This window comes from Cyanobium sp. BA20m-p-22 (assembly GCF_024346275.1).
In the GTDB taxonomy this organism is placed as follows: domain Bacteria; phylum Cyanobacteriota; class Cyanobacteriia; order PCC-6307; family Cyanobiaceae; genus Cyanobium_A.
In genome coordinates, this window is sequence record NZ_JAGQCQ010000029.1 from 1 (window position 1) to 19,275 (window position 19,275).

Consider the following 19,275-nt stretch of genomic DNA (forward strand, 5'->3'; position numbering starts at 1 on the left):
GCTCCCAATTACACGATTGCCGATGGCCCCGCCAACGGCAGCGCATCCATCAATGGCGAAAGCGGCCTATGGAGCTACACGCCTGATGGCGACTTCTACGGCAGCGATTCCTTCACCGTCAGCGTCACAGACGATGCCGGCAACATCGAAACTCAGCAGATCAGCCTGAGCATCAATCCAGATGCTGACGCGGGAAGCTTCACCGGTGATACCTCCGGCACCGGTTCAGAAGATGGCGGTTCGATCACCGGAACACTGATCTTCAGCGACAGCGCTGATGGTGACACGGCTCCCAATTACACGATTGCCGATGGCCCCGCCAACGGCAGCGCATCCATCAATGGCGAAAGCGGCCTATGGAGCTACACGCCTGATGGCGACTTCTACGGCAGCGATTCCTTCACCGTCAGCGTCATAGACGATGCCGGCAACACCGAAACTCAGCTGATCAGCCTGAGCATCACCACCGTCAATGACCTGCCGCTACTGACGCTGCAGAGCACCACCACCTTCACAGAAGATGCCGCCGGCAATGAAGTGGGCTCGGTGGTTGCCACCTTCTCCACCAGCGATGCCGACGGCGATTCCGTCACCGTCACTCTCGACGACACCACCAATTACAGCCTGGGCACCGGAGAAAACACCGGCCAGGTGCTGCTCACTGCCGCTGGTCTGGCCCTGGTGAATGACGGCAGCAATCTGCCTCCCTTCACGCTGACGCCCAACGACGGCAGCACCAATGGACAACCGGTATCCGTTGATCCATCCGTCAGTACGGTCAATGACGCACCGGTTGCAAGCGCTGACACCCTCGCCGCCACAGAAGACACCCCGGTCACCTACACCGCCGCCGATCTACTGGGTAATGACACCGATGGAGATGCCAACACGACGCTGACGATTGCCACCGTTACCAGCGGCACCGGCGGTACGGCAGTCCTAAACGGTAACGGCACGGTGACCTTTACGCCGACCGCTAACTTCACCGGCGCCGCCAGCTTCACCTACACGGTGAGCGACGGCACGGAAACCTCGAACGCTGCGACCGTGACGGTGAACGTCACCCCCGTCAATGACACGCCCGTTGCTGTTAACGACACCCTCGCCGCCACAGAAGACACCCCGGTCACCTACACCGGCTCCGATCTGCTGGGCAATGACACCGATGGAGACGGCAATACGCTGACGCTTGCCAGCGTCACCAGCGGCACGGGCGGCACGGCAGTCCTAAACGGCAACGGCACGGTGACCTTCACACCGACCGCCAACTTCAACGGCACCGCCAACTTCACCTACACGGTGAGCGACGGCATGGAGACCTCGAACGCCGCGACCGTGACGGTGAATGTCGCGCCGGTCAACGACCCGCCCGTTGCGGTTGACGACACCTTCACGGTCGCACAAGATGCCACCACCTCTTCTCTAGACTTCCTCGCCAACGACACCGATCCAGATGGCAATATCCTCTCCATTACCTCGATTGCTGACACCAGACTCACTGGTATACAGCAGCAGATCGCTGTAACTAATGGCGTCGTCAATGTCAGTGCTACAGGGGAAATCACCTTCACACCCAATTCTGGTTACACCGGCTCTGTCTCCTTTGACTACACAGCCTCCGATGGCCATGGCGGTAGCGCCTCCGCCACCGTGAACGGCACTGTCACCACCGTTGCAACTCAGCCGATAGAAGTGGTGGAAGTTAAGATAGACATCGAAAGCTTCTCTGTCTCCGAGGAAAGTACATTTGAGATAAAGAGCGTCAACCAGGCGGAAGTTCTTTTGGATGCTTCAGGTGCCCCTAGTGCATTCGCGCTTGAATTATTGGTTGACGGCGAGTTGGTTGAGGTTCGGATTCCAATTCCTACATTGGAGGAGTTGGACATTGCCGTATCCAGTGATTCAGAAGATGAAAGCGCGTCGACTGAGATCGTGTTGCTCGGGGCTCCAGTAGCGTTCACCCTTGACATCGAAAAAGACGAAAACGGAGGCTTGATGGATGCTGATACTGATTCGCCTGGAACCCAGTTGAAGGTGATAATTGAATTGCCTGAACAGCCGGGTCTGGAGGGCCTAGAGCGTGATGTGGTCGTATTCGCGAAGCATCTCCCCTGGGCTGCTTTTCAAGCTGCAAAAGCTAGGTATGGAGTATTGACAGTATTGACAGATGGAAAACGCAAAATGTTGACGGATGTAGACGGCAAAGCGCTGACGATTGCCAATGCCAGTGTCACCAGTGTCACCAGCGGCGCCGGCGGCACCGCCGTCTTGAAAGACGACGGCACGGTGCTCTTTACACCGGATGCCGACTTCACCGGTGAAGCCAGCTTCACCTACGCGGCGAGCTATGGCACGGTGATCTCGAACGTAGCAGGGGCCGTGACGGTGAACGTCGCGACGGACAACGCTGCGGTCGCTTACACCTCAGCGCAGCTGCTGGTCTCTGACGACGACCCCGGCAAGGTAGGGCTGCAGGGTCTTGATGGTAAGCTAATTATATCTGAGAAGGTCGGTTCTGGCGTATGGTTTAAATTCATGCGCCAGCAAGATGGCGATGGGAAATACGTTGGAAATGGCGCCGTGGTCGTTGAGGGCCTAGATGGCAAGCTGTCCCTCCATCTCTACTTAACTGATAACGAATTAGGTGACAATGACTTAGTGGCTGGTAGTGCATCTGATCCTGGCCTTTTCTATAAACTCGTCGCGCCGGAATCTCCGTCTGGAGACGGCCAACCCGGTGGCCAAACCGGTAGCCAGCCCGGTAGCCAGCCAGTTACCCAACCAGTCGCCCAACCCGGCAACCAACCGGTTACTCAACCCAGCAGCCAGCCAGTCACCCAATCCAGCGGCCAACCAGTCGCCCAATCTGGTGTGTTCGAACTTGCTTCGGTGGGCTCCACCGACAGCACCTTTGCTTCTTCGGTCGCCGCCCCGGGAGAAACAGTCACCCTAGAAACCACGGCCGCCGAAGAAGCCGGCGCAGTAAAGGCCGCCTCAGGAGAAACCGCCGCCTCAGTAGTAGCCACGGCCGATTCGAGCGCCGCTTCCGGCTTGGATGCTGGATCCGGCTCTACCAAGCCCGATAGCTCCTTGGTGCTGGCCTATGCCAAGCGGGCCTTTGATGACCTAATCACCTGGGCCACCAGCTCCGGCTTGATCAGCCTCCCAGCCGATGGCCAAGGCGCTGCCGCCGGCAACGGCAACGGCACCAGGAGCACAACCACAGACGAGTCCCGCACGCTGGCGTTTGTGTCGCAAGCACTGGGCATTGAACCCGGCCTGGCCAGCGGCATGCTGGAAGCCCTGGCACTCGGTGGCGCCAGCCTCTACGCCATCAACCGCTTCGGCGGCGGCAGGCTCAGCAGCTGGGTGCGGAAGCTGCTGCCTGCCGCACCCCAGGTGGCCGCGGCGACGGCCGAGCGCATCGTGGTGGTGTTCAAGCTGCTTTCCCCGGCCGGGCTGCAGTGCCTGGTGGCGGCCCGGGTGGATGCGGACAAGCTCGAGATCCTGGCTGAGCAGGCCCTGCCGATGAGCCTCAGTGCCGCTGCCGCCCCCAGCCAGGCCGATCTGGAGCCCCACCTGCGCAAGCTGGTGGAGCGGGTCAGCAACCAGACGGGCACCCACGACCTGCCGCTCTACGACCCGCACCTCCGCCAGGAGCTGCCCATCTACGACAGCCTTGGCCGCATGCAGGCCGAGCTGCAGCCCCAGGGCCTTGATGGCATCATCGCCTCGCTTGGGCCCGACCAGCTCGTTGAGCTGCGCAGCTGGATCAACCGGCCCTCCGGCACCGACCTGCGCCAGCACCCCGTGGGCGATCGCCTCGAGAGGCGTCAGCGGGAATTGCGCCAGCGCATGAATACCGACAAGGCCTCACTCATCAGCCTGCTTGAGCTCAGCTTGGCCCTGGGACAGCGCTTCGCCTGAGCAAAAGTGCCCCTGGCTACTTGCCCTCCATCACCCACACCCCGTTCCAGTCCGGGCCGGGGTTGTTTTGTTGCAGGTGCTCGCAGCGCTCCAGGTAGAGCGCACTCAGCCGGTCGCCTGGGTGCAGTGCCAGTGCCGCCTGGAACGCGCCCATCGCCTCTGTCCACTGCTGCTGCCGGTAGGCCTGTAGCCCCGCGCCGTAGCGGGCGAACACCGCATCGCGGTTGGGGAAGCTCGCTTCGGTGCTGAAATCCAGCAGCTCATGCACCAGCACCGGCTCGCTCTTGCCCTTCACCACCACCTGGTCTGCTTCCCGGCTCACATATCGGCCCTTGGCCCGCCGCAGGGTGGCATCGCTCACGAGCAGTTTGGCGCCATAAAACTTGCAGGCCGATTCCAGCCGCGCCGCCAGGTTCACGCCATCGCCGATCACCGTGTAATTCATGCGCTTGGGGGAGCCGATATTGCCGCTCACCACCGCATCGGTGTGCAGGCCAATGCCGATCCCGATCGGCTGCTCCCCCCGCGTCTGGCGTTCGCTGTTGAAGTTCGCCAACACCTCCTGCATGGCGATCGCCGAGCGGATCGCCTGATCCTCGTCGCTGTCGCCCGCCACCGGCAGGCCAAACACGGCCATCACGGCGTCGCCGATGAACTTATCGAGCATTCCGCCTTCCCGTTGCAGGCAATCCACCATCAAGGTGAAGTAGTCGTTGAGGAAGCGCACCGTGCCCTGGGCGCCCAGCACTTCGGTGATGCTGGTGAAGCTGCGGATATCGCTGAACAACACCGTGGCCATGCTCTCCACACCCCCAAGGGTGTCGGAGCCGCTGCGCAGCAGCTGCTCGGCGATCAGGGGGTCCATGTAGCGGGCCATCGTGCCCCTGATCCGTTTCTCCTCGCTGATGTCCTCGAGCATCAGGATCACGCCAATCGTGCCCAGCCGGGGATCCTGCAGCGGCTGCAGGGTGATATTCACCGACGTGGTGCCAGCGGCAAGTGCCAGCTCCGTATCCAGCAGCTGGCGGCTCTCGCCGCTGTGCTGCACCTCCTGCAGTTGCAATGCCAGCCAGCCGTTAGGGCCGCCAAACAGCTCCGTGGCGGCCCGGTTAACCAATTGCTCCAGTTCGCAGCCGAGGATCCGGCAACTCGCCTGGTTGGCCGTGCGCACCAGCCCAGACTCGCTGAAGGTGATCACGCCGCTGGGCATGCTCTCGAGGATCGACTCCTGGTAGTTCTTGGAGGCCTCCAGATCGCCATAGCTCTGGCGCAGCTGGCCGGCCATGCCGTTGAACGACAGGGTGAGGTCGTTGACCTCATCGATGGCGCTGCCACTCAGCCGTTGATCCAGCTCACCTTTGGCCATCGCATCGGCGGCGCCGGCCAGCTTTTGCAATGGTGAGCTCACCAGCTTGGCCGTGAACCGGCTCACCAGCACCACCACCCCGAAGCTCATCAACACCAGCACAAGGCTGGTGGCCAGGGTGTTTTTCGCCGCTGCCAGGTAGTTATCTTCCGGCGTGGCCACCACCACCTGCCAGCGGATGCCGGAGGGGTCGTTCCACATCCGCGTCACCACCATGCTGGCGCTGCCATTGATGCTGCGACGCTCCGCCAGTTCCTGGCCAAAGCGTGGTTTCACCAGCTGGGCCATGCCGCGAACCAGCGGGTCGCTGGCTTCGGTGGCCCGTTGGCGCACCAGGCGTCCGCCCTCGATCCCATAGAGCTTCTGGGCACTGGAGCTGCCCACCACAAATCCCTGCTGGTCCACCACCAGCACCGCCGCCCCCTTGCCGATCTGGAGGTTTTGCAGAAAGCGGGTGATCTGGATTGGCCAGATGTCGGCGCCGGCCACGCCCGCGGCAGCTTTGGCGGAGCCGAATGGCACGGAAAAACCGCTGATTGCCTCCGGATTGCCCACGGCTCTCTGATACCAGAGCATCTGCCGGGCATCAAAGCTCTGGCTGCGGATCGCCTCTCCCGGCTGGCCGTCGGCGCCCGCTCGGGCGGTGATCATGGGGCGCAAGCCCGATCCCGGCCCCTGGCGGCTCAGTTCCAGCTCGTCGGTTTGCTGGTTGCGCTCCAGGGCGATGTAGGTGCCATCGGGGCGGGCCAGCTGCACATAGCCCAGGCCCTGGAACTGCTCCATCTCCGTCTGCAGCAGTGGCCCCAGCTCCAGCACCCGCCCTGGGCTGATCAGGCCGCTGCCCAGCAACCTGGCATTGATGGCGTTCACCTGGCGTGGGGCGCTGAGCTGGGCATTCAGCTCCTGCAGCACCCGCTCGCCGATCTGGCCCCCCAGCTCACTGGTGAGCTGGTTGATGATCCGCCCCGCCATCTGATAGCTCAATCCCAGCACCAGCGCCATCGCCAGCAGCAGCTGGGTGGCAAAGGGGGCGAACATCAACTGGGGCAGGCTGCTGCGCTGGGGCAGGCGATCGCGCAGATTCTCCAGCCACCGCAGGCGGGGGCTGCGTCGTCTGGGCCGGGGCACTGGGCCGCCGGAGCTCAGCTGGCTGGAGCTTTCCATTCTTCCCACTCCACAACTACATCGCTGATCGCGGCTGGATCTGGAGGTGGCATGCGGGAGAGCACATCCTGGGGCAGGCCTAGCCGCTGGAACACCTCCTGGCGCTGCTCCTGGGCCATCGAGGCCAGTGCCTGCACCACATCGCGGATCTTTTTCTCCCTGTAAACCAGGCCCATCAGGTGGTGCTGATCGTCTGGCTGGAGGCTTTCAAACCACTGCAAAAAGCTGGAGACGCGTTCGGCAGTGGGGCGGGGAGTGGCGGTCATGGCAGCGGTTAGGAACGGATGCGGCGCAGGGAGTCGATCGCTTTTTGCACCGCATCGGTGAGCAGGGTGATCACGCGTTTTTCGCGCACCACCAGATTCACCGATACGGTTTGGCCGGAGCTCACCTGGTGGCGGGTGCCGCTGTTCTCCAGGTAGAGCCGATCTAGGGCCACGTAGGCCGGAAAGCGTGGCAGGGGGTTCTCTGGATCGGGCGGCAGCGAATCGGTGCCGATCGCCTTTAGCCGGCCCGGGATGGAGCCAAACTGGGTGAAGGGAAAGGCGTCTACCCGCACCTGGGCTTCCTGGCCAGGGCGGGCAAAGCCCACATCCCGGTTGGTGAGAAACACCTTCGCCTCCAAGGTGCCGCTGGGCACCACCTTCAGCAGGGTTTCGTTGGCGCTGGCCGCATAGCCCGGGCTGGATGGTTTGAGCTCGAACACCATCCCCGCCAGCGGTGCGCGCAACATCTCATATTCCCGGGCCTTGTTCACTTCCACCAGCTGGCGCTCCAGGTCGCTCAGGTTGCGCAGCGATTCCTGGCGCAGCTTCACCAGTTCGGCCTGCACCTCCCGCAAATTCGCCTCCGATTGGGCGATTTCCGAGCGCAGTTGCTGGATCTTGTTTTTCTGCTGCAGCACCTGCACCGTTTGAATTCCACCTTCGCGGGCCAGCGGTTCGATCTGGCTGAGGATCACCCGCTCGGTTTCCACCGAACCCTCCAGGCTCTCGGTGCGTGAGCCCAGGCTCTGCTCGCGGGCCCTGAAAGCCCGCTCCTGCTCCTGGAAGCGCTGGCGCTCCAGCCGCAGCTGTTGCTGCAGCGTGTTGCGCCGCGTTTGGCTCACCTCCGGATCAAAGCGCAGCAGCGGTTCGCCAGCCCGCACCGACTGGCCCTCTTTGACGAAGATCTGGCTCACCACCCCCGGGGCGGGGCTCATGATCGGCCGGGCTGCTCCCAGGGCCTGGATGGTGCCGTTGGCTACCACCACCTCATCAATTTTGGCGGCGACCGCATAGATAAACCCGAGCGAGGCGGTGCCGATGATCGTCCACACCACCGCCTGGCTCCACACCGGTGCAGCTTTGAGACGTACCTCCTGGTAATCCAGGGGCCTTGCTACCAGCGCGGCCTTGCTGCGTTTGCCCAGGTTGGTCATACCAGCGCCGCCTCCTGCTGGCTGTAGAGCGTGGCGTAGCGGCCGCCCAGGGCCATCAGCTCAGCGTGGGCACCCTGCTCCACCAGGGCGCCCTGATCCATCACCCGGATCTGATCGGCGTGGCGCAGGGCTCCGAGCCGATGGGTGATAAACAGCACCGTGCGGCCCCGGTATGCCTCCATCAGGTTGCGGGTCACCTGCTTCTCGGTTACCCCATCGAGGGCGCTGGTGGCCTCATCGAGAATCAGCAACCGCGGCTGCTTGAGCACCATGCGGGCAATGGCGATCCGCTGGCGCTGGCCGCCACTCAAGCCAGCCCCCCGCTCGCCCACCGAGCTGCTGTAGCCAGCTGGCATGGCCTGGATGAACTCGTGGGCACAGGCCACCTCGGCCGCCAGACAGATCTCCTCAAAGGAGGCATCGGGGCGCGTCAGCGACAGGTTGGCCAGCACCGAGCCGTCGAACAGCAGGCTGTCCTGGGGCACCACGCCGATCTGGGCCCGTAGGGAGTAGAGATCCACCTTGCTGATGTCATAGCCATCGATGCGGATCCGGCCCTCAAGCGGGTCGTAGAGCCGGGTGAGCAGCTTGAGCAGGGTGCTCTTGCCGCTGCCACTGCTGCCAACGATGCCGATGAAGGCACCGGCGGGGATTTCGAAGCCCACATTCACCAGCTGCAGGGGCCCCTGGTTGCCAAAGCGGAAGTTCACGCCCTCGTAGCTGATACCCCCCTGCAGCGGCGGCAGGGGGGGCAGCTGTTCGCCGGCAATTTCGATCTCCTCGGGCTGGTCGATGATGTCGGCGAGTCGCTCCAGCGACAGGGCGGTTTCCTGGAAGTTCTGCCAGAGGGTGGCCAGGCGCAGCAGGGGGCTGGTGACAAAGCCGGCCAGGATGCGGAAGGCGATCAGCTGGCCCAGGGTCATTTCGCCCTTGAGCACCAACCCCGCCCCCACCCACAACACCAGCAGGCCGGAGAGCTGCTCGAAAAACTTGCTGGCCGAGCCGGCGGCGGTGCTGGTGAGGGTGTTGCGGAAGCCTGCCTGAATCTGGCCGCCGTAGAGCTGCTGCCAGCGCCAGCGGCTGTGCAGCTCCATCCCCTGGCCCTTCACCGTTTCCATGCCGCTGAGGGTTTCCACCAGGTGGCTCTGTACCCGGGCATTGGCCTCGGCCTGGTCGCGCAGCTGGGCGCGGATGATCGGCGCCGTGGCCGCCGTGAGCCCCACGAAAAATGGCACCACCGCCAGGCTCCAGAAGGTGAGGCTGACGCTGTAGAGCAGCATCACGGCGATGTAGATCAGGGCAAACACCGCGTCCAGCACCACCGTCAGCGCCGTGCCGGTGAGAAAGCGACGAATCTTTTCCAGCTCGTTGATGCGGCTGCTCACCTCCCCCACCGGCCGGCTGGCGAAATAGCCCAGGGGCAGGCGCAGCAGGTGGTCGATGATCGTGGCGCCGAGGGTGATGTCGATCCGATTGGTGGTGTCGGAGAACAGATAGGTGCGCAGGGCGCCCAGCACCGCCTGGGCCACGGCCATGCCCACCAGCAGGGTGCCGAGCACATTGAGGCTGCTGAGGTTGCCCTGGCTGATCACCGCATCGATGATCTGCTGGATCAGCAGCGGATTGAACAGCCCAAACAGCTGCACAAAGAAGCTGGCGATCAGCACCTGGATCAAAATCCTGCGGTGCTGTTGGAGCGCCGGCAAAAACCAGCTCAGGCCAAAACGGGCCGTGGGCGAGCTGGCACTGCGCTCCACCGCCAACACCGCCACCGTTCCATCCCCGGTGGAACTGGTGAACGCCTCCAGGCCGCGCCACTCCTGCTTGCTACGGGGATCGCCCACCAGGGCATCGTCGGCGCCGATCTCCCAGAGCAGCTGGGGGTGGCCCTCCTGCAACACCAACACCGGCAGCGGCAGCCGCGGCAGCTGGGCCGCCGAAACCTCCAGCAGCGAGGCCCGCAGGCCCATCAGGTCGCACACGGCCGCCAGCTGGGTCAAGGCGATGCCCGCATCGCCTTGACGCTGGTGTTGGGACACCAGGATCCGGCGCAACACGTCCTTGCGGAAGGGCAGGTCGAAGTGCCGCGCCAGCATGCGCAGGCAGGCCATCGGTTCATCGATCGGCCCCTCGCCGCGGGCCTGGGGGAAACTGCCGTCGTCGCTGAGGCGTCCATACCAATCCTCAAGCGAATCGGTTTGCCGCTCCACCGCCACGATCGCGCCGGGGCTCTCCACCCATTCCGGCTCCAGCACCTCGGAATCCAGGGCCAGATCCCCGCCCACCACCACCATCGCCGCCGGCAGGCGATCGGGCGGCCAGCCCGGCGGTTGGGCCACCAGCCGGCCGGGCAGCTTGCCGCGCACAAACAGTTCAACCGGGCCCATTACCTCTGCGCCCGGCTCCAGGCCCTCGAAGTTGGCCGAGCTCACCAGCCAGGCCCCGCCGCCGGCCTGGAGGCTGTGGCTGCCTGGGGGCAGCAGCAACACCTGCTGGTCGCCGAAGTGCTCCTGCAGTTGGTTGGAGGCCCAGTCCCGCAGGGCCTGGCGGGGCGGCAGGTTGGGCCGGGGGCTGGCGGCCAGCGCGGCGTAGAGCTCCTCCAGGCTGGGGGTTGCCAGCGGCGGGCAGGGCTTGGGCAGCTCGTCTAGGGCCGCCAAAAAGGCGTCTGCCGGCAGTAGCCACAGCTGGGTGGGCAGGGCGGCCTGCAGTGCCAGGCCAGTCGTGCCCCGCAGCAGGCTGCGTTCGCCCACCATGGAGCCCGGATCGATGCGCTTGAGCGTGAAGGGTTCGCCGTTTTCGTCCTGGGCCAGCAGCCGCAGCTGGCCCTTCACCACATAGGCCACCCCCGGCGGCAGGCTGCCGTGCTCAAAAAGTTTCTGGCCAGGCCGTAACTGCAGCGGCTGGAGGGTTTCGGCTAAACGGGCCTGCTCTTTTGGCTGCAGCTGGTTGAAGGGGGGCCAGCCGGCCAGAACCCGCAGGGCAATTGCTAAATCCAAAGCCCCTCATCCAGGGGCCAAGTTAGCGGCTTGGTGGGGACGTTGATCATTGGCGCGGATTTTGGCTGCAACGCCCCGATTTGCGTGGGCCAGCTAATTGAAGTGTGAGCAATTGCTGATTATTTCTGCTGGGCCGCCAGCTGTTGCAGCTGGCGCTGCAGGGCCCGCTCCCCCTCCTCCAGCAGCAGGGTTTCCTGCAGGGCCGCATCGAGGCTGGCGGGCAGCAGCTTCTCCAAGCGCACAATTACGAAGCAGCCTTCATGTCGCTTCGGCGGCCAGAGCTGCCCCGGCTTGCTCACCTGCAGGAGTTTGGCCAGGGCCGGATGGGGCTGGCTGAGGGGCACCGGCCCCAGCAGGCCGCCGCTGTGTTTCTCCGGTCCCTCGGAAAAGCTGCTCGCCAGGTCGGAAAATAGGGCCTCGCCCTCCTTGATCTGCTGGTAGAGCTCGGCGGCCAGTTCGGCATCACGCAGCCGCAGCATTGAGTAGCTCACCCGGTCGAATTCGGCCTTGCGGCGTAGAAAAATTGTCTCCAGCCCGCTGCCCCAGCGCTCCCGGCACCACCCCAACCACTGCCAGGTGCGGGCTGCCATGCGGTCCAGCTCCTCTTCGCTGAGGCCATGCTTTTGAAGCCATTGGCTGCGCCGCTCCGGATCCAGCAGCCCCAGCTTCTGCTCGAGTTCCTGGCGCATCTGCAACAACAACTCAGGCGCCGGCAGGGGCCGGTTGCTCAGCAGTCGATCGATGCAGCGCTCTCTGGCCACCTGATCGAGCAGTCCCCAGCGGGCCAGATCGCTGTTGTTGAGCTCAGAGCACCAGTCGGTCGCCAATTTCCTTCATCCCAGGATGTGGCCGTCGCGGAAGCGCACGATCTTTTCAGCCCTGGCGGCGACGTCGTCTTCGTGGGTCACCATCACGACGGTCATGCCGCCCTGGTGCAGGGCATCAAAGATGTCCAGCACCTCGGCGGTGGTTTGGGAATCGAGGGCCCCGGTGGGTTCATCGGCCAGCAGCAGGGCCGGCTGGTTGATGATCGCCCGGGCGATGGCCACCCGTTGCTGCTGGCCTCCGGAGAGCTGGTTGGGCTTGTTGTACAGCCGCTGGCCCAGGCCCACCCGCTCCAGGGCCGCCTGGGCCCGCTCCCGTCGCGCGGCGGCCGGCACCCCGGCGTACACCATCGGCAGCATCACGTTCTCGAGCGCGCTCAGCTGGGGCAGCAGGTGGAACTGCTGAAACACGAAGCCCAGATCCCGGTTGCGCAGGTCGGCCAGCTGGTCATCGCTGAGCCCTTCCACCGGGGTGCCATTGAGCAGGTAGCTGCCGCTGCTGGGCCGATCCAGGCAGCCCAGAATGTTCATGGCGGTGCTCTTACCCGAGCCAGAGGCCCCCATCACCGCCAGGTAGTCCCCCCGGTTGACGGTGAGATCGAGTTTGTCGAGGGCGTGAACGGCCGTGTCGCCACTGCCGTAAACCTTGTCGACGGCCTCGAGCTGGGCCACGGGTGAGCTCATGGGGCTCAACCGATCGCCTGCACAAGCATTGGCGTGCCGGTGACGGCCTGGCTGGCCCAGGTGAACAGGGGGTTGGAGAGAATACCGCCCACGGCGGTGACAATCACGCAACCCACCAGGGCGGTGCGTAGGGCCGGTAGGCCGGCCACGCTCCAGGAGATGGTCGGGTAGGCCTTCACCACGTCTGAGGCTTCCTGGGGCTCCTTGACCACCATCATCTTGATCACCGAGATGTAGTAGTAGATCGAAACCACCGAGGTGACCAAACCCACCACCACCAACAGGTATTGGTGGTCGGCCCAGCCGGCAAAAAATAGATAAATCTTGCCGAAGAAGCCCAGCATCGGCGGGATGCCGCCGAGGGAAAGCAGGCAGAGGCTCAGCCCCAGGGTGATCAGGGGGTCCTTTTGGTAGAGCCCGGCGTAGTCAGAAATCCGGTCGCTGCCGGTGCGCAGCGAGAAGAGGATGATGCAGGCAAAGGCGCCCAGGTTCATGAACAGGTAGGCCGCCATGTAGAGCACCATCGCGGCGAAGCCGTCCTCGGTGCCGCACACCAGGCCGATCATCACGAAGCCGGCCTGGCCGATCGAGCTGTAGGCCAGCATCCGTTTCATAGAGGTCTGGGCCAGGGCCACCACGTTGCCCAGCACCATGCTCAGCACCGCCAGCACGGTGAACAGCAGCTTCCACTGGGCATCGAAACTCTCAAAGCAGCCCACCAGGATGCGCAGGGCCAGGGCAAAACCGGCCGCCTTGGAGCCCACCGAAAGGAAGGCCACCACTGGCGTTGGCGAGCCCTCATACACGTCTGGGGTCCACTGGTGGAAGGGCACCGCGGCGATCTTGAAGGCGACGGTGGCCAGCACAAACACCAGGGCCAGGGCCGTTACCGGGGAGGCACTGGTGCGCAGGGCCACCGCCACCTCATCGAGGCCGGTGCCGCCGCCGGTGATGCCGTAGAGCAGGGAGGCGCCGTAGAGGAAAACGGCCGCAGCGGCGGAGCCCACCAGCAGGTATTTGAGGGCTGCCTCAGAGCTGCGGGCATCGCGCTTCATGTAGCCCGCCAGCAGGTAGCTGGATACCGAGAGGGTTTCCAGCGATACGAAGATGCTCACCAGGTCGGTGGCGCCGCACAGGAACATTGCCCCCAGGGTGGCGGCCAGCAGGATGCCGGCGTATTCCCCCACCGGCGTGCCGCTGCGCTCCACATAGCGCCAGCTCAACAGCAGGGAGATCAGGGTCGAGGCAGCCACCACGGCCCGGAAGGCGATGGCCAGGTTGTCGGCCAGGAAGGAGCCCACGAAGGCGGGCTGCAGGTTTGGGTTGTTCCACTGCAGGGCCAGCAGCACCAGGGCGCTGCCCAGGCCCGCGTAACAGATCGGGGGCACCCAGCGGCTGGCGGCCTTTTCGCCGGCCAGATCCACCAGCAGGCAGCTGAGCAGGGCGATCAACACCGCCGCTTCCGGGGCGATGGCGCCGGCATTCAGCTGCAGATTCAAGCCCCCCGTGCTGGCACCACTGCCGATCGCATCGGCCACGGTGGAGAGGGCGCCGAGCAGAGACATCAGGGTGTTGGCGGTGAGCTGGGAGCCGTGACGAACAGGACTGTAGCCGTGCTGGGCGGTGGACCTGGTCGGTGGATGCGATAAAGAGGTATGCGGTTGTGCGCTGGTCTGTGGGTCACACCCTGGTGATTGTCGAGAGCCCAACGAAGGCCCGCACCATTCGCGGCTTCCTTCCGAAGGACTTCAAGGTGGAGGCCTCCATGGGCCATGTCCGCGACCTGCCCAATAACGCCAGCGAGATTCCGGCGGCCCATAAGGGCGAGAAGTGGGCAAACCTGGGCGTGAATACCGCCAGCAACTTCGAGCCCCTCTACGTGGTGCCGAAGGACAAAAAAAAGGTGGTCAAGGAGCTCAAGGACGCCCTCAAGGGTGCCGACAGGCTGCTGCTGGCCACGGACGAAGACCGGGAGGGCGAATCGATCAGCTGGCACCTGCTGCAGCTGCTCAGCCCCAAGGTGCCGGTGAAGCGGATGGTCTTCCACGAGATCACCCAGGAGGCGATCGGCCGGGCTTTGAATCAGACCCGCGAGCTCGACATGGAGCTGGTGCACGCCCAGGAAACCAGGCGGATCCTGGATCGGCTGGTGGGCTACACCCTCTCGCCCCTGCTGTGGAAAAAGGTGGCGTGGGGGTTGAGCGCCGGCCGGGTTCAGTCGGTGGCAGTGCGCCTGCTCGTGCAGCGCGAGCGGGCCCGCCGGGCCTTCCGCAGCGGCAGCTACTGGGACCTCAAGGCCCGGCTGGAGCAGCCCGGCGGCGGCTTTGAGGCCAAGCTCAGCCAGCTCGGCGGCGTCAAGATCGCCGGTGGCAGCGATTTCGATGAGACCACCGGCGCCCTCAAGGCAGGCAGCAAGGTGCGGTTGCTGGCCGAGGCCGAGGCCCGCCAACTCCAGCAGGCGGTGCAGCAGGCCCCCTGGCGGGTGGCCGAGGTGGAGGCCAAGCCCAGCGTGCGCAAACCGGTTCCCCCCTTCACCACCAGCACCCTGCAGCAGGAGGCAAACCGCAAACTGCGACTCTCGGCCCGGGAAACGATGCGAGCCGCCCAGGGGCTCTACGAGCGTGGCTTCATCACCTACATGCGCACCGATTCGGTGCACCTCAGCGACCAGGCCATCAATGCCGCCCGCAGCTGCGTGGCCGCCAAATACGGCAAGGAATACCTGAGCCCAGCGGCGCGCCAGTTCACCACCAAGGCCCGCAATGCCCAGGAGGCCCACGAAGCGATACGCCCCGCCGGCGACAGCTTCCGAGATCCTGCCGCCACCGGCCTCGATGGCCGCGATCTGGCCCTCTATGAGCTGATCTGGAAGCGCACCGTGGCCAGCCAGATGGCCGAAGCCCGGCTCACCATGCTGGCGGTGGAGCTCCAGGTGGATTGCGGCGCCCTGGGATTGGCCAGCTTCCGTGCCTCCGGCAAGCGCATTGATTTCGCCGGTTTCTTTCGCGCCTATGTGGAGGGATCCGATGACCCCGATGCGGCCCTCGAAGGCCAGGAGGTGCTGCTGCCCAGCCTCAAGGTGGGGGATAGCCCCGCCTGCAAGGAGGTGGAAGCCCTGGGCCACCAGACCCAGCCGCCGGCCCGCTACAGCGAGGCGGCCCTGGTGAAGATGCTCGAGAAGGAGGGCATCGGCAGGCCCTCCACCTACGCCTCGATCATCGGCACAATCGTCGATCGCGGCTACGCCACCCTCCAGAACAATGCCCTGATGCCCAGCTTCACGGCCTTTGCCGTCACGGCCCTGCTGGAGGAGCATTTCCCGGATCTGGTGGACACCAGCTTCACGGCCCGGATGGAGAACAGCCTCGACGAGATCTCCCACGGCAAGGTGGAGTGGCTGCCCTACCTGGAGAGCTTCTACAAGGGCGAAAATGGCCTGGAAACCCAGGTCGCCCAACGGGAGGGCGACATTGATCCGGGGGCCTCACGCACGGTGGAGCTCGAGGGCCTCCCCTGCGTGGTGCGCATCGGTCGCTTCGGCGCCTACCTGGAGGCCAAGCGGGTCGCCGAGGACGGCAGCGAGGAGCTGCTCAAGGCCACCCTGCCCCAGGAGATCACCCCGGCCGATCTCGATGCCGACAAGGCCGAGCTGATTCTCAAGCAGAAGGCCGATGGCCCCGAGACCCTGGGCGAAGACCCGGAAACCGGGGAGCAGGTGTATCTGCTCTTTGGCCAGTACGGCCCCTACGTGCAACGGGGCCAGGTGAGCGACGCCAACCCCAAGCCGAAGCGGGCCTCCCTGCCCAAGGGGGCCAAGCCCGAGGAGCTCAGCCTGGAGGACGCCATCGCCCTGCTGAGGTTGCCGCGCCTCCTCGGGGAGCACCCCGATGGGGGCAAGCTGGAGGCTGGGCTGGGTCGCTTCGGGCCCTTCGTGGTGCACCACAAGGGCAAGGGTGAGAAGGACTACCGCTCCCTCAAGGCTGAGGACGATGTGCTGCTGGTGGGCCTCAGCCGCGCCATCGAGCTGCTCGCCATGCCCAAGAAGGGCCGGGGTGGCCGCACGGCCCTCAAGGATCTCGGCACCCCCGAGGGCGGCGAGGAGGCAATCCAGCTGTTCGATGGTCCCTACGGGCTCTATGTGAAGCAGGGCAAGCTGAATGCGTCGCTGCCGGAGGGCACCACCGCTGACACCATCAGCCTGGAGCAGGCGGTGGAGCTGCTGGCCGCCAAGGCTGCCTCTGGAAAAACTGCCTCTGGCAAAACTGCCACTGGCAAGCCCAAGGGCCGCAAGCCAGCGGCCAAGAAGCCTGCCGCCGCTTCACCCGCAGCCAAGAAGGCCCCCACCACCACCAAGACCGGCCGGTTGCGGGCCAGTGCCGTGCGGGTGATCAAGGCGGCCGATCGCTGATGACTGCAGCCGGCCGCCGAAGCTTGGTGCTGGTGGCCGGCTGCCTGCTGCTGGCGGGCTGCAGCGGCACGCCGTTTGGGGACCAGTTGGCCGGCAGCTTTTCGGAGCCGCCAGCTCCAGCCCCCACTCCTGCGCCCTCTGGCCCTAAGCCCCCAGCCCCGGCAACGGCCACGAAAACTCCAGCCAGCAAAGGCCCAGAACCCAAAGCCAGGCCAGCCGCGCCCCAGGCCCCCTCCCCCAGCAACAGCTCTCCCAGTAACACCTCTTCCAGTAACACCGCCCCCAGCAAACCCGCCCCCTACCGGATCACGATCCAGCTGCCCGCGGCCGATCCGGCGGCCCCCGCCGAGGCGGTGACCGAAGCCCTGCGGGCGGCCGGTCTGCGTTTTGAGGTGGAGATGATCGAGCGGATCGGTTCCCCAGCCGCTCCCGCCGCTGCGCCCACGGTCAGCCCCGCACCGGCGCCGCGCTGATGGGGGATCCCTCCCGCAAGCTGAACCGGCGCCAGGCGCGCCAGTTGATGGACACCGCCTATCTGGCCGCCGCCACGGCCCTGCTCTGGGTGGCGCTCTACTACCTGCCGGTTGGCAGCCCCCTGTTTCGCCTGGCCCTGCCCCTGCCCCTGGCCCTGCTGCAATTGCGCCATGGCTGGCGCTGTGCCGTCGAGGGCTTGGTGGTGACAGCCCTGCTGCTGGTGGCCCTGATGGGCCCGATCCGGGGTCCCCTGGTGATCTTCCCCTATGGCTCCCTGGCCCTCTGGCTGGGCTGGTGTTGGCGGGCCAGGTCCGGTTGGCGCGCCAGTTGGTGGCTGAGCTGGAGCGTCGGCAGCCTGATCGGTGTGGCTGGCTTCCTGGTGCGGGTGCTGGTGTTGTCGGTGATGGTCGGTGAAAACCTCTGGGTGGTGATCACCAGCGCGGCCGCCGGTCTGTTGGAGAAGGTTGCAGGCGTGCTGGGCCTGGCCACTGGCGTTGAACTGGCCCAGGTGCAGCTGGCTGCGCTGGCCCTGGTCTGGGTGCAGAACCTGATTGTGGTGCTGGTCCTGCACGTGGTGGCCTACTGGATCTTTGCGCGCCTGCAGGCGCCGATCAGCGAGCCGCCCCAATCCCTGCGGGCCCTGGTGGCCCTCGATCCCCTCTGAGCGGGCCCGTGGCCGCCGACCCATGGACCGGGGCTTGGCGCCAGCGCTGGCATGAGTGCTGGCGGGCCACCCGCACCCTGGTGCTGCTGGCCGCCACCGACACGGCCGCGGTGCCAGGGATCTCGGCCGCCGGCGCCACCCCCGAGGCCCGACTCGGCACGGCGGCGGCCGATGCCGAGCTGCTGCTGCAGGGGCCTGGCAGCGGCCGGAGCCACGCTCTGCCCCAGCTGCCGGCGGGGGTGAGCCCAGCCCTGATCAGCCATGTGGTGTTGCGGGAGCTGGGCTTGCTGGAGCGCACCCGGGTGGTGGATCTGGGCTGTCCGATAGCTGCGGCCGTGCCCCACCTGCGCCTCCCCGGCTTGGAAAGTGCCGGCCCGGCCCGCTGCCTCAGCAGCGGCCAGGCCCTGGATCCAAATCGGGTAGCGGCCCTGCTGCAGCGGGGGCGCCACTGGGGGCGGGACTGGAACCCGGCCGAGCCGCTGCTGCTGGCCGAGTGTGTGCCGGGCGGCACCAGCACGGCCCTGGCGGTGCTGGAGGGCCTGGGAGTTGGGGCTGGGGGGCTGGTCAGTGGCAGCTTGCGCCAGCCAGCTCACGGCCTCAAGGCGGCCCTGGTGCGGCGGGGGCTCGCCGCTGCCGGCCTGGCTGGGCCAGGTGCAGGGGCAGGGACTGGCACTGGGGCCGATCCCCTGGCGGTGCTGGCGGCGGTGGGCGATCCGATGCAGGCGCTGGCGGCTGGGTTGGTGGGCGCCGCTGCCGCCAGCGGTGCGCCGGTGCTGCTGGCCGGCGGCAGCCAGATGGCGGCGGTGCTGGCCCTGGCCCTGGCCCTTGCGCCGGCGGCGGCCCGGCCGGCCCTGGCGCAGCGGCTGGTGGTGGCCACCACGGCCTGGGTGGCCGAGGAGCCCGGCAGTGATCTGGCCCTGTTGCTGGAGCGCATTGGCACGCTCTGGCAGGTGCGGCCGCGGCTGGCGGTGGCCGACCTGCGCTTCCACGGCTGCACCAGCCCTGCCCTGCGCGATTACGAGCGCGGCTATGTGAAGGAGGGCGTGGGAGCTGGCGGTTTGGCCCTGCTGTGGCAATTGGCCGGTCGGGATCCGGCTGCCCTGGCGGCCGCTTGCGACCGGGCTTGCCGGATCGAGCTCGGTGTTTAGGGTCGCTGCCATGGCTCCTGTCTTCGGATCGCTCTCCCGCCGCCAGCTGCTGCAATTGGGGGCGGCGGCCGGCCTTTTGGCCGCCTGCCGCCCCGCCGATGGTCCCGAGCTGTTGCAGGTGGAGGGCGAGCTGCCGGCTGCCTGGCTGAAGCAGCTGCCTGGCCCCTGGCGTTCCCGGGCCCTGGCCAATCCCGCGGCGG

General features: G+C 65.8%; 12 protein-coding genes and 2 pseudogenes. 7 read left to right on the top strand and 7 right to left on the bottom strand.

The window, feature by feature from the left end; genetic code table 11:
• Window positions 1-15: 15 nt before the first annotated feature.
• Window positions 16-2,397, top strand: a pseudogene (locus KBZ15_RS18615) (tandem-95 repeat protein); the annotation flags it as partial.
• Window positions 2,398-2,810: 413 nt separating this feature from the next.
• A pseudogene (locus KBZ15_RS18620) lies at window positions 2,811-3,086 on the top strand (hypothetical protein); the annotation flags it as partial.
• Window positions 3,087-3,943: 857 nt separating this feature from the next.
• On the opposite strand, the gene KBZ15_RS04225 reads toward KBZ15_RS18620, so the two are convergent.
• The 7 genes from KBZ15_RS04225 to KBZ15_RS04255 all read right to left on the bottom strand — a co-directional run bounded on the left by KBZ15_RS04225 (window position 3,944) and on the right by KBZ15_RS04255 (window position 13,946).
• Window positions 3,944-6,457: an adenylate/guanylate cyclase domain-containing protein gene (locus KBZ15_RS04225; RefSeq protein WP_255013659.1), complete on the bottom strand. Its 2,514-nt coding sequence runs from the start codon at window positions 6,455-6,457 to the stop codon at window positions 3,944-3,946.
• Complete coding sequence (locus KBZ15_RS04230; protein WP_197148367.1) at window positions 6,436-6,723, bottom strand: hypothetical protein; 288 nt, start codon at window positions 6,721-6,723, stop codon at window positions 6,436-6,438. The genes KBZ15_RS04225 and KBZ15_RS04230 overlap by 22 nt, the downstream gene beginning before the upstream one ends.
• Window positions 6,724-6,731: 8 nt before the next feature.
• Window positions 6,732-7,877, bottom strand: coding sequence for an HlyD family efflux transporter periplasmic adaptor subunit (locus KBZ15_RS04235; RefSeq protein WP_255013662.1), 1,146 nt, complete (start codon window positions 7,875-7,877; stop codon window positions 6,732-6,734).
• On the bottom strand, window positions 7,874-10,873 hold the full coding sequence (locus KBZ15_RS04240; protein WP_255013665.1) for an ABC transporter transmembrane domain-containing protein: 3,000 nt from the start codon (window positions 10,871-10,873) through the stop codon (window positions 7,874-7,876). The genes KBZ15_RS04235 and KBZ15_RS04240 overlap by 4 nt, the downstream gene beginning before the upstream one ends.
• A 119-nt stretch (window positions 10,874-10,992) precedes the next feature.
• Window positions 10,993-11,700 (bottom strand): peptidylprolyl isomerase, encoded by a 708-nt coding sequence (locus KBZ15_RS04245; RefSeq protein ID WP_255013667.1) that lies wholly within the window; start codon window positions 11,698-11,700, stop codon window positions 10,993-10,995.
• A 6-nt stretch (window positions 11,701-11,706) separates the two neighbouring features.
• A complete protein-coding gene (locus KBZ15_RS04250) occupies window positions 11,707-12,381 on the bottom strand; it encodes an ABC transporter ATP-binding protein (protein WP_255013670.1) in 675 nt (224 codons plus the stop codon).
• A 5-nt stretch (window positions 12,382-12,386) separates the two neighbouring features.
• The gene (locus tag KBZ15_RS04255) at window positions 12,387-13,946 is read right to left on the bottom strand and encodes an NAD(P)H-quinone oxidoreductase subunit N (RefSeq protein ID WP_255013671.1); all 1,560 of its coding nucleotides are present in this window, start codon (window positions 13,944-13,946) and stop codon (window positions 12,387-12,389) included.
• Between the two features lie 110 nt (window positions 13,947-14,056).
• On the opposite strand from KBZ15_RS04255, the gene topA reads away from it, so the two are divergent.
• From topA to KBZ15_RS04280, 5 genes are all read left to right on the top strand, one after another.
• Window positions 14,057-16,789, top strand: coding sequence for a type I DNA topoisomerase (topA, locus tag KBZ15_RS04260; RefSeq protein WP_255013683.1), 2,733 nt, complete (start codon window positions 14,057-14,059; stop codon window positions 16,787-16,789).
• Window positions 16,789-17,262 carry a hypothetical protein gene (locus tag KBZ15_RS04265; RefSeq protein ID WP_255013674.1) on the top strand — a complete coding sequence of 158 codons (474 nt, stop codon included), beginning with the start codon at window positions 16,789-16,791 and terminating at the stop codon, window positions 17,260-17,262. The genes topA and KBZ15_RS04265 overlap by 1 nt, the downstream gene beginning before the upstream one ends.
• Window positions 17,262-17,927: a DUF2232 domain-containing protein gene (locus KBZ15_RS04270; protein ID WP_255013676.1), complete on the top strand. Its 666-nt coding sequence runs from the start codon at window positions 17,262-17,264 to the stop codon at window positions 17,925-17,927. Before KBZ15_RS04265 ends, KBZ15_RS04270 begins: the two co-directional genes overlap by 1 nt.
• Window positions 17,928-17,935: 8 nt before the next feature.
• On the top strand, window positions 17,936-19,075 hold the full coding sequence (locus KBZ15_RS04275; protein WP_255013678.1) for a nicotinate-nucleotide--dimethylbenzimidazole phosphoribosyltransferase: 1,140 nt from the start codon (window positions 17,936-17,938) through the stop codon (window positions 19,073-19,075).
• Window positions 19,076-19,085: 10 nt separating this feature from the next.
• A partial coding sequence (locus KBZ15_RS04280) for a twin-arginine translocation signal domain-containing protein (protein WP_255013680.1) occupies window positions 19,086-19,275 on the top strand: 190 nt, incomplete at its 3' end.

Bases quoted from the DNA above. Each gene is read 5' to 3' on its own strand.
- KBZ15_RS04225 (WP_255013659.1), bottom strand. From the start codon at position 6,457: ATGGAAAGCTCCAGCCAGCTGAGCTCCGGCGGCCCAGTGCCCCGGCCC.
- KBZ15_RS04230 (WP_197148367.1), bottom strand. From the start codon at position 6,723: ATGACCGCCACTCCCCGCCCCACTGCCGAACGCGTCTCCAGCTTTTTG.
- KBZ15_RS04235 (WP_255013662.1), bottom strand. From the start codon at position 7,877: ATGACCAACCTGGGCAAACGCAGCAAGGCCGCGCTGGTAGCAAGGCCC.
- KBZ15_RS04250 (WP_255013670.1), bottom strand. From the start codon at position 12,381: ATGAGCTCACCCGTGGCCCAGCTCGAGGCCGTCGACAAGGTTTACGGC.
- KBZ15_RS04255 (WP_255013671.1), bottom strand. From the start codon at position 13,946: ATGTCTCTGCTCGGCGCCCTCTCCACCGTGGCCGATGCGATCGGCAGT.
- KBZ15_RS04265 (WP_255013674.1), top strand. From the start codon at position 16,789: ATGACTGCAGCCGGCCGCCGAAGCTTGGTGCTGGTGGCCGGCTGCCTG.
- KBZ15_RS04270 (WP_255013676.1), top strand. From the start codon at position 17,262: ATGGGGGATCCCTCCCGCAAGCTGAACCGGCGCCAGGCGCGCCAGTTG.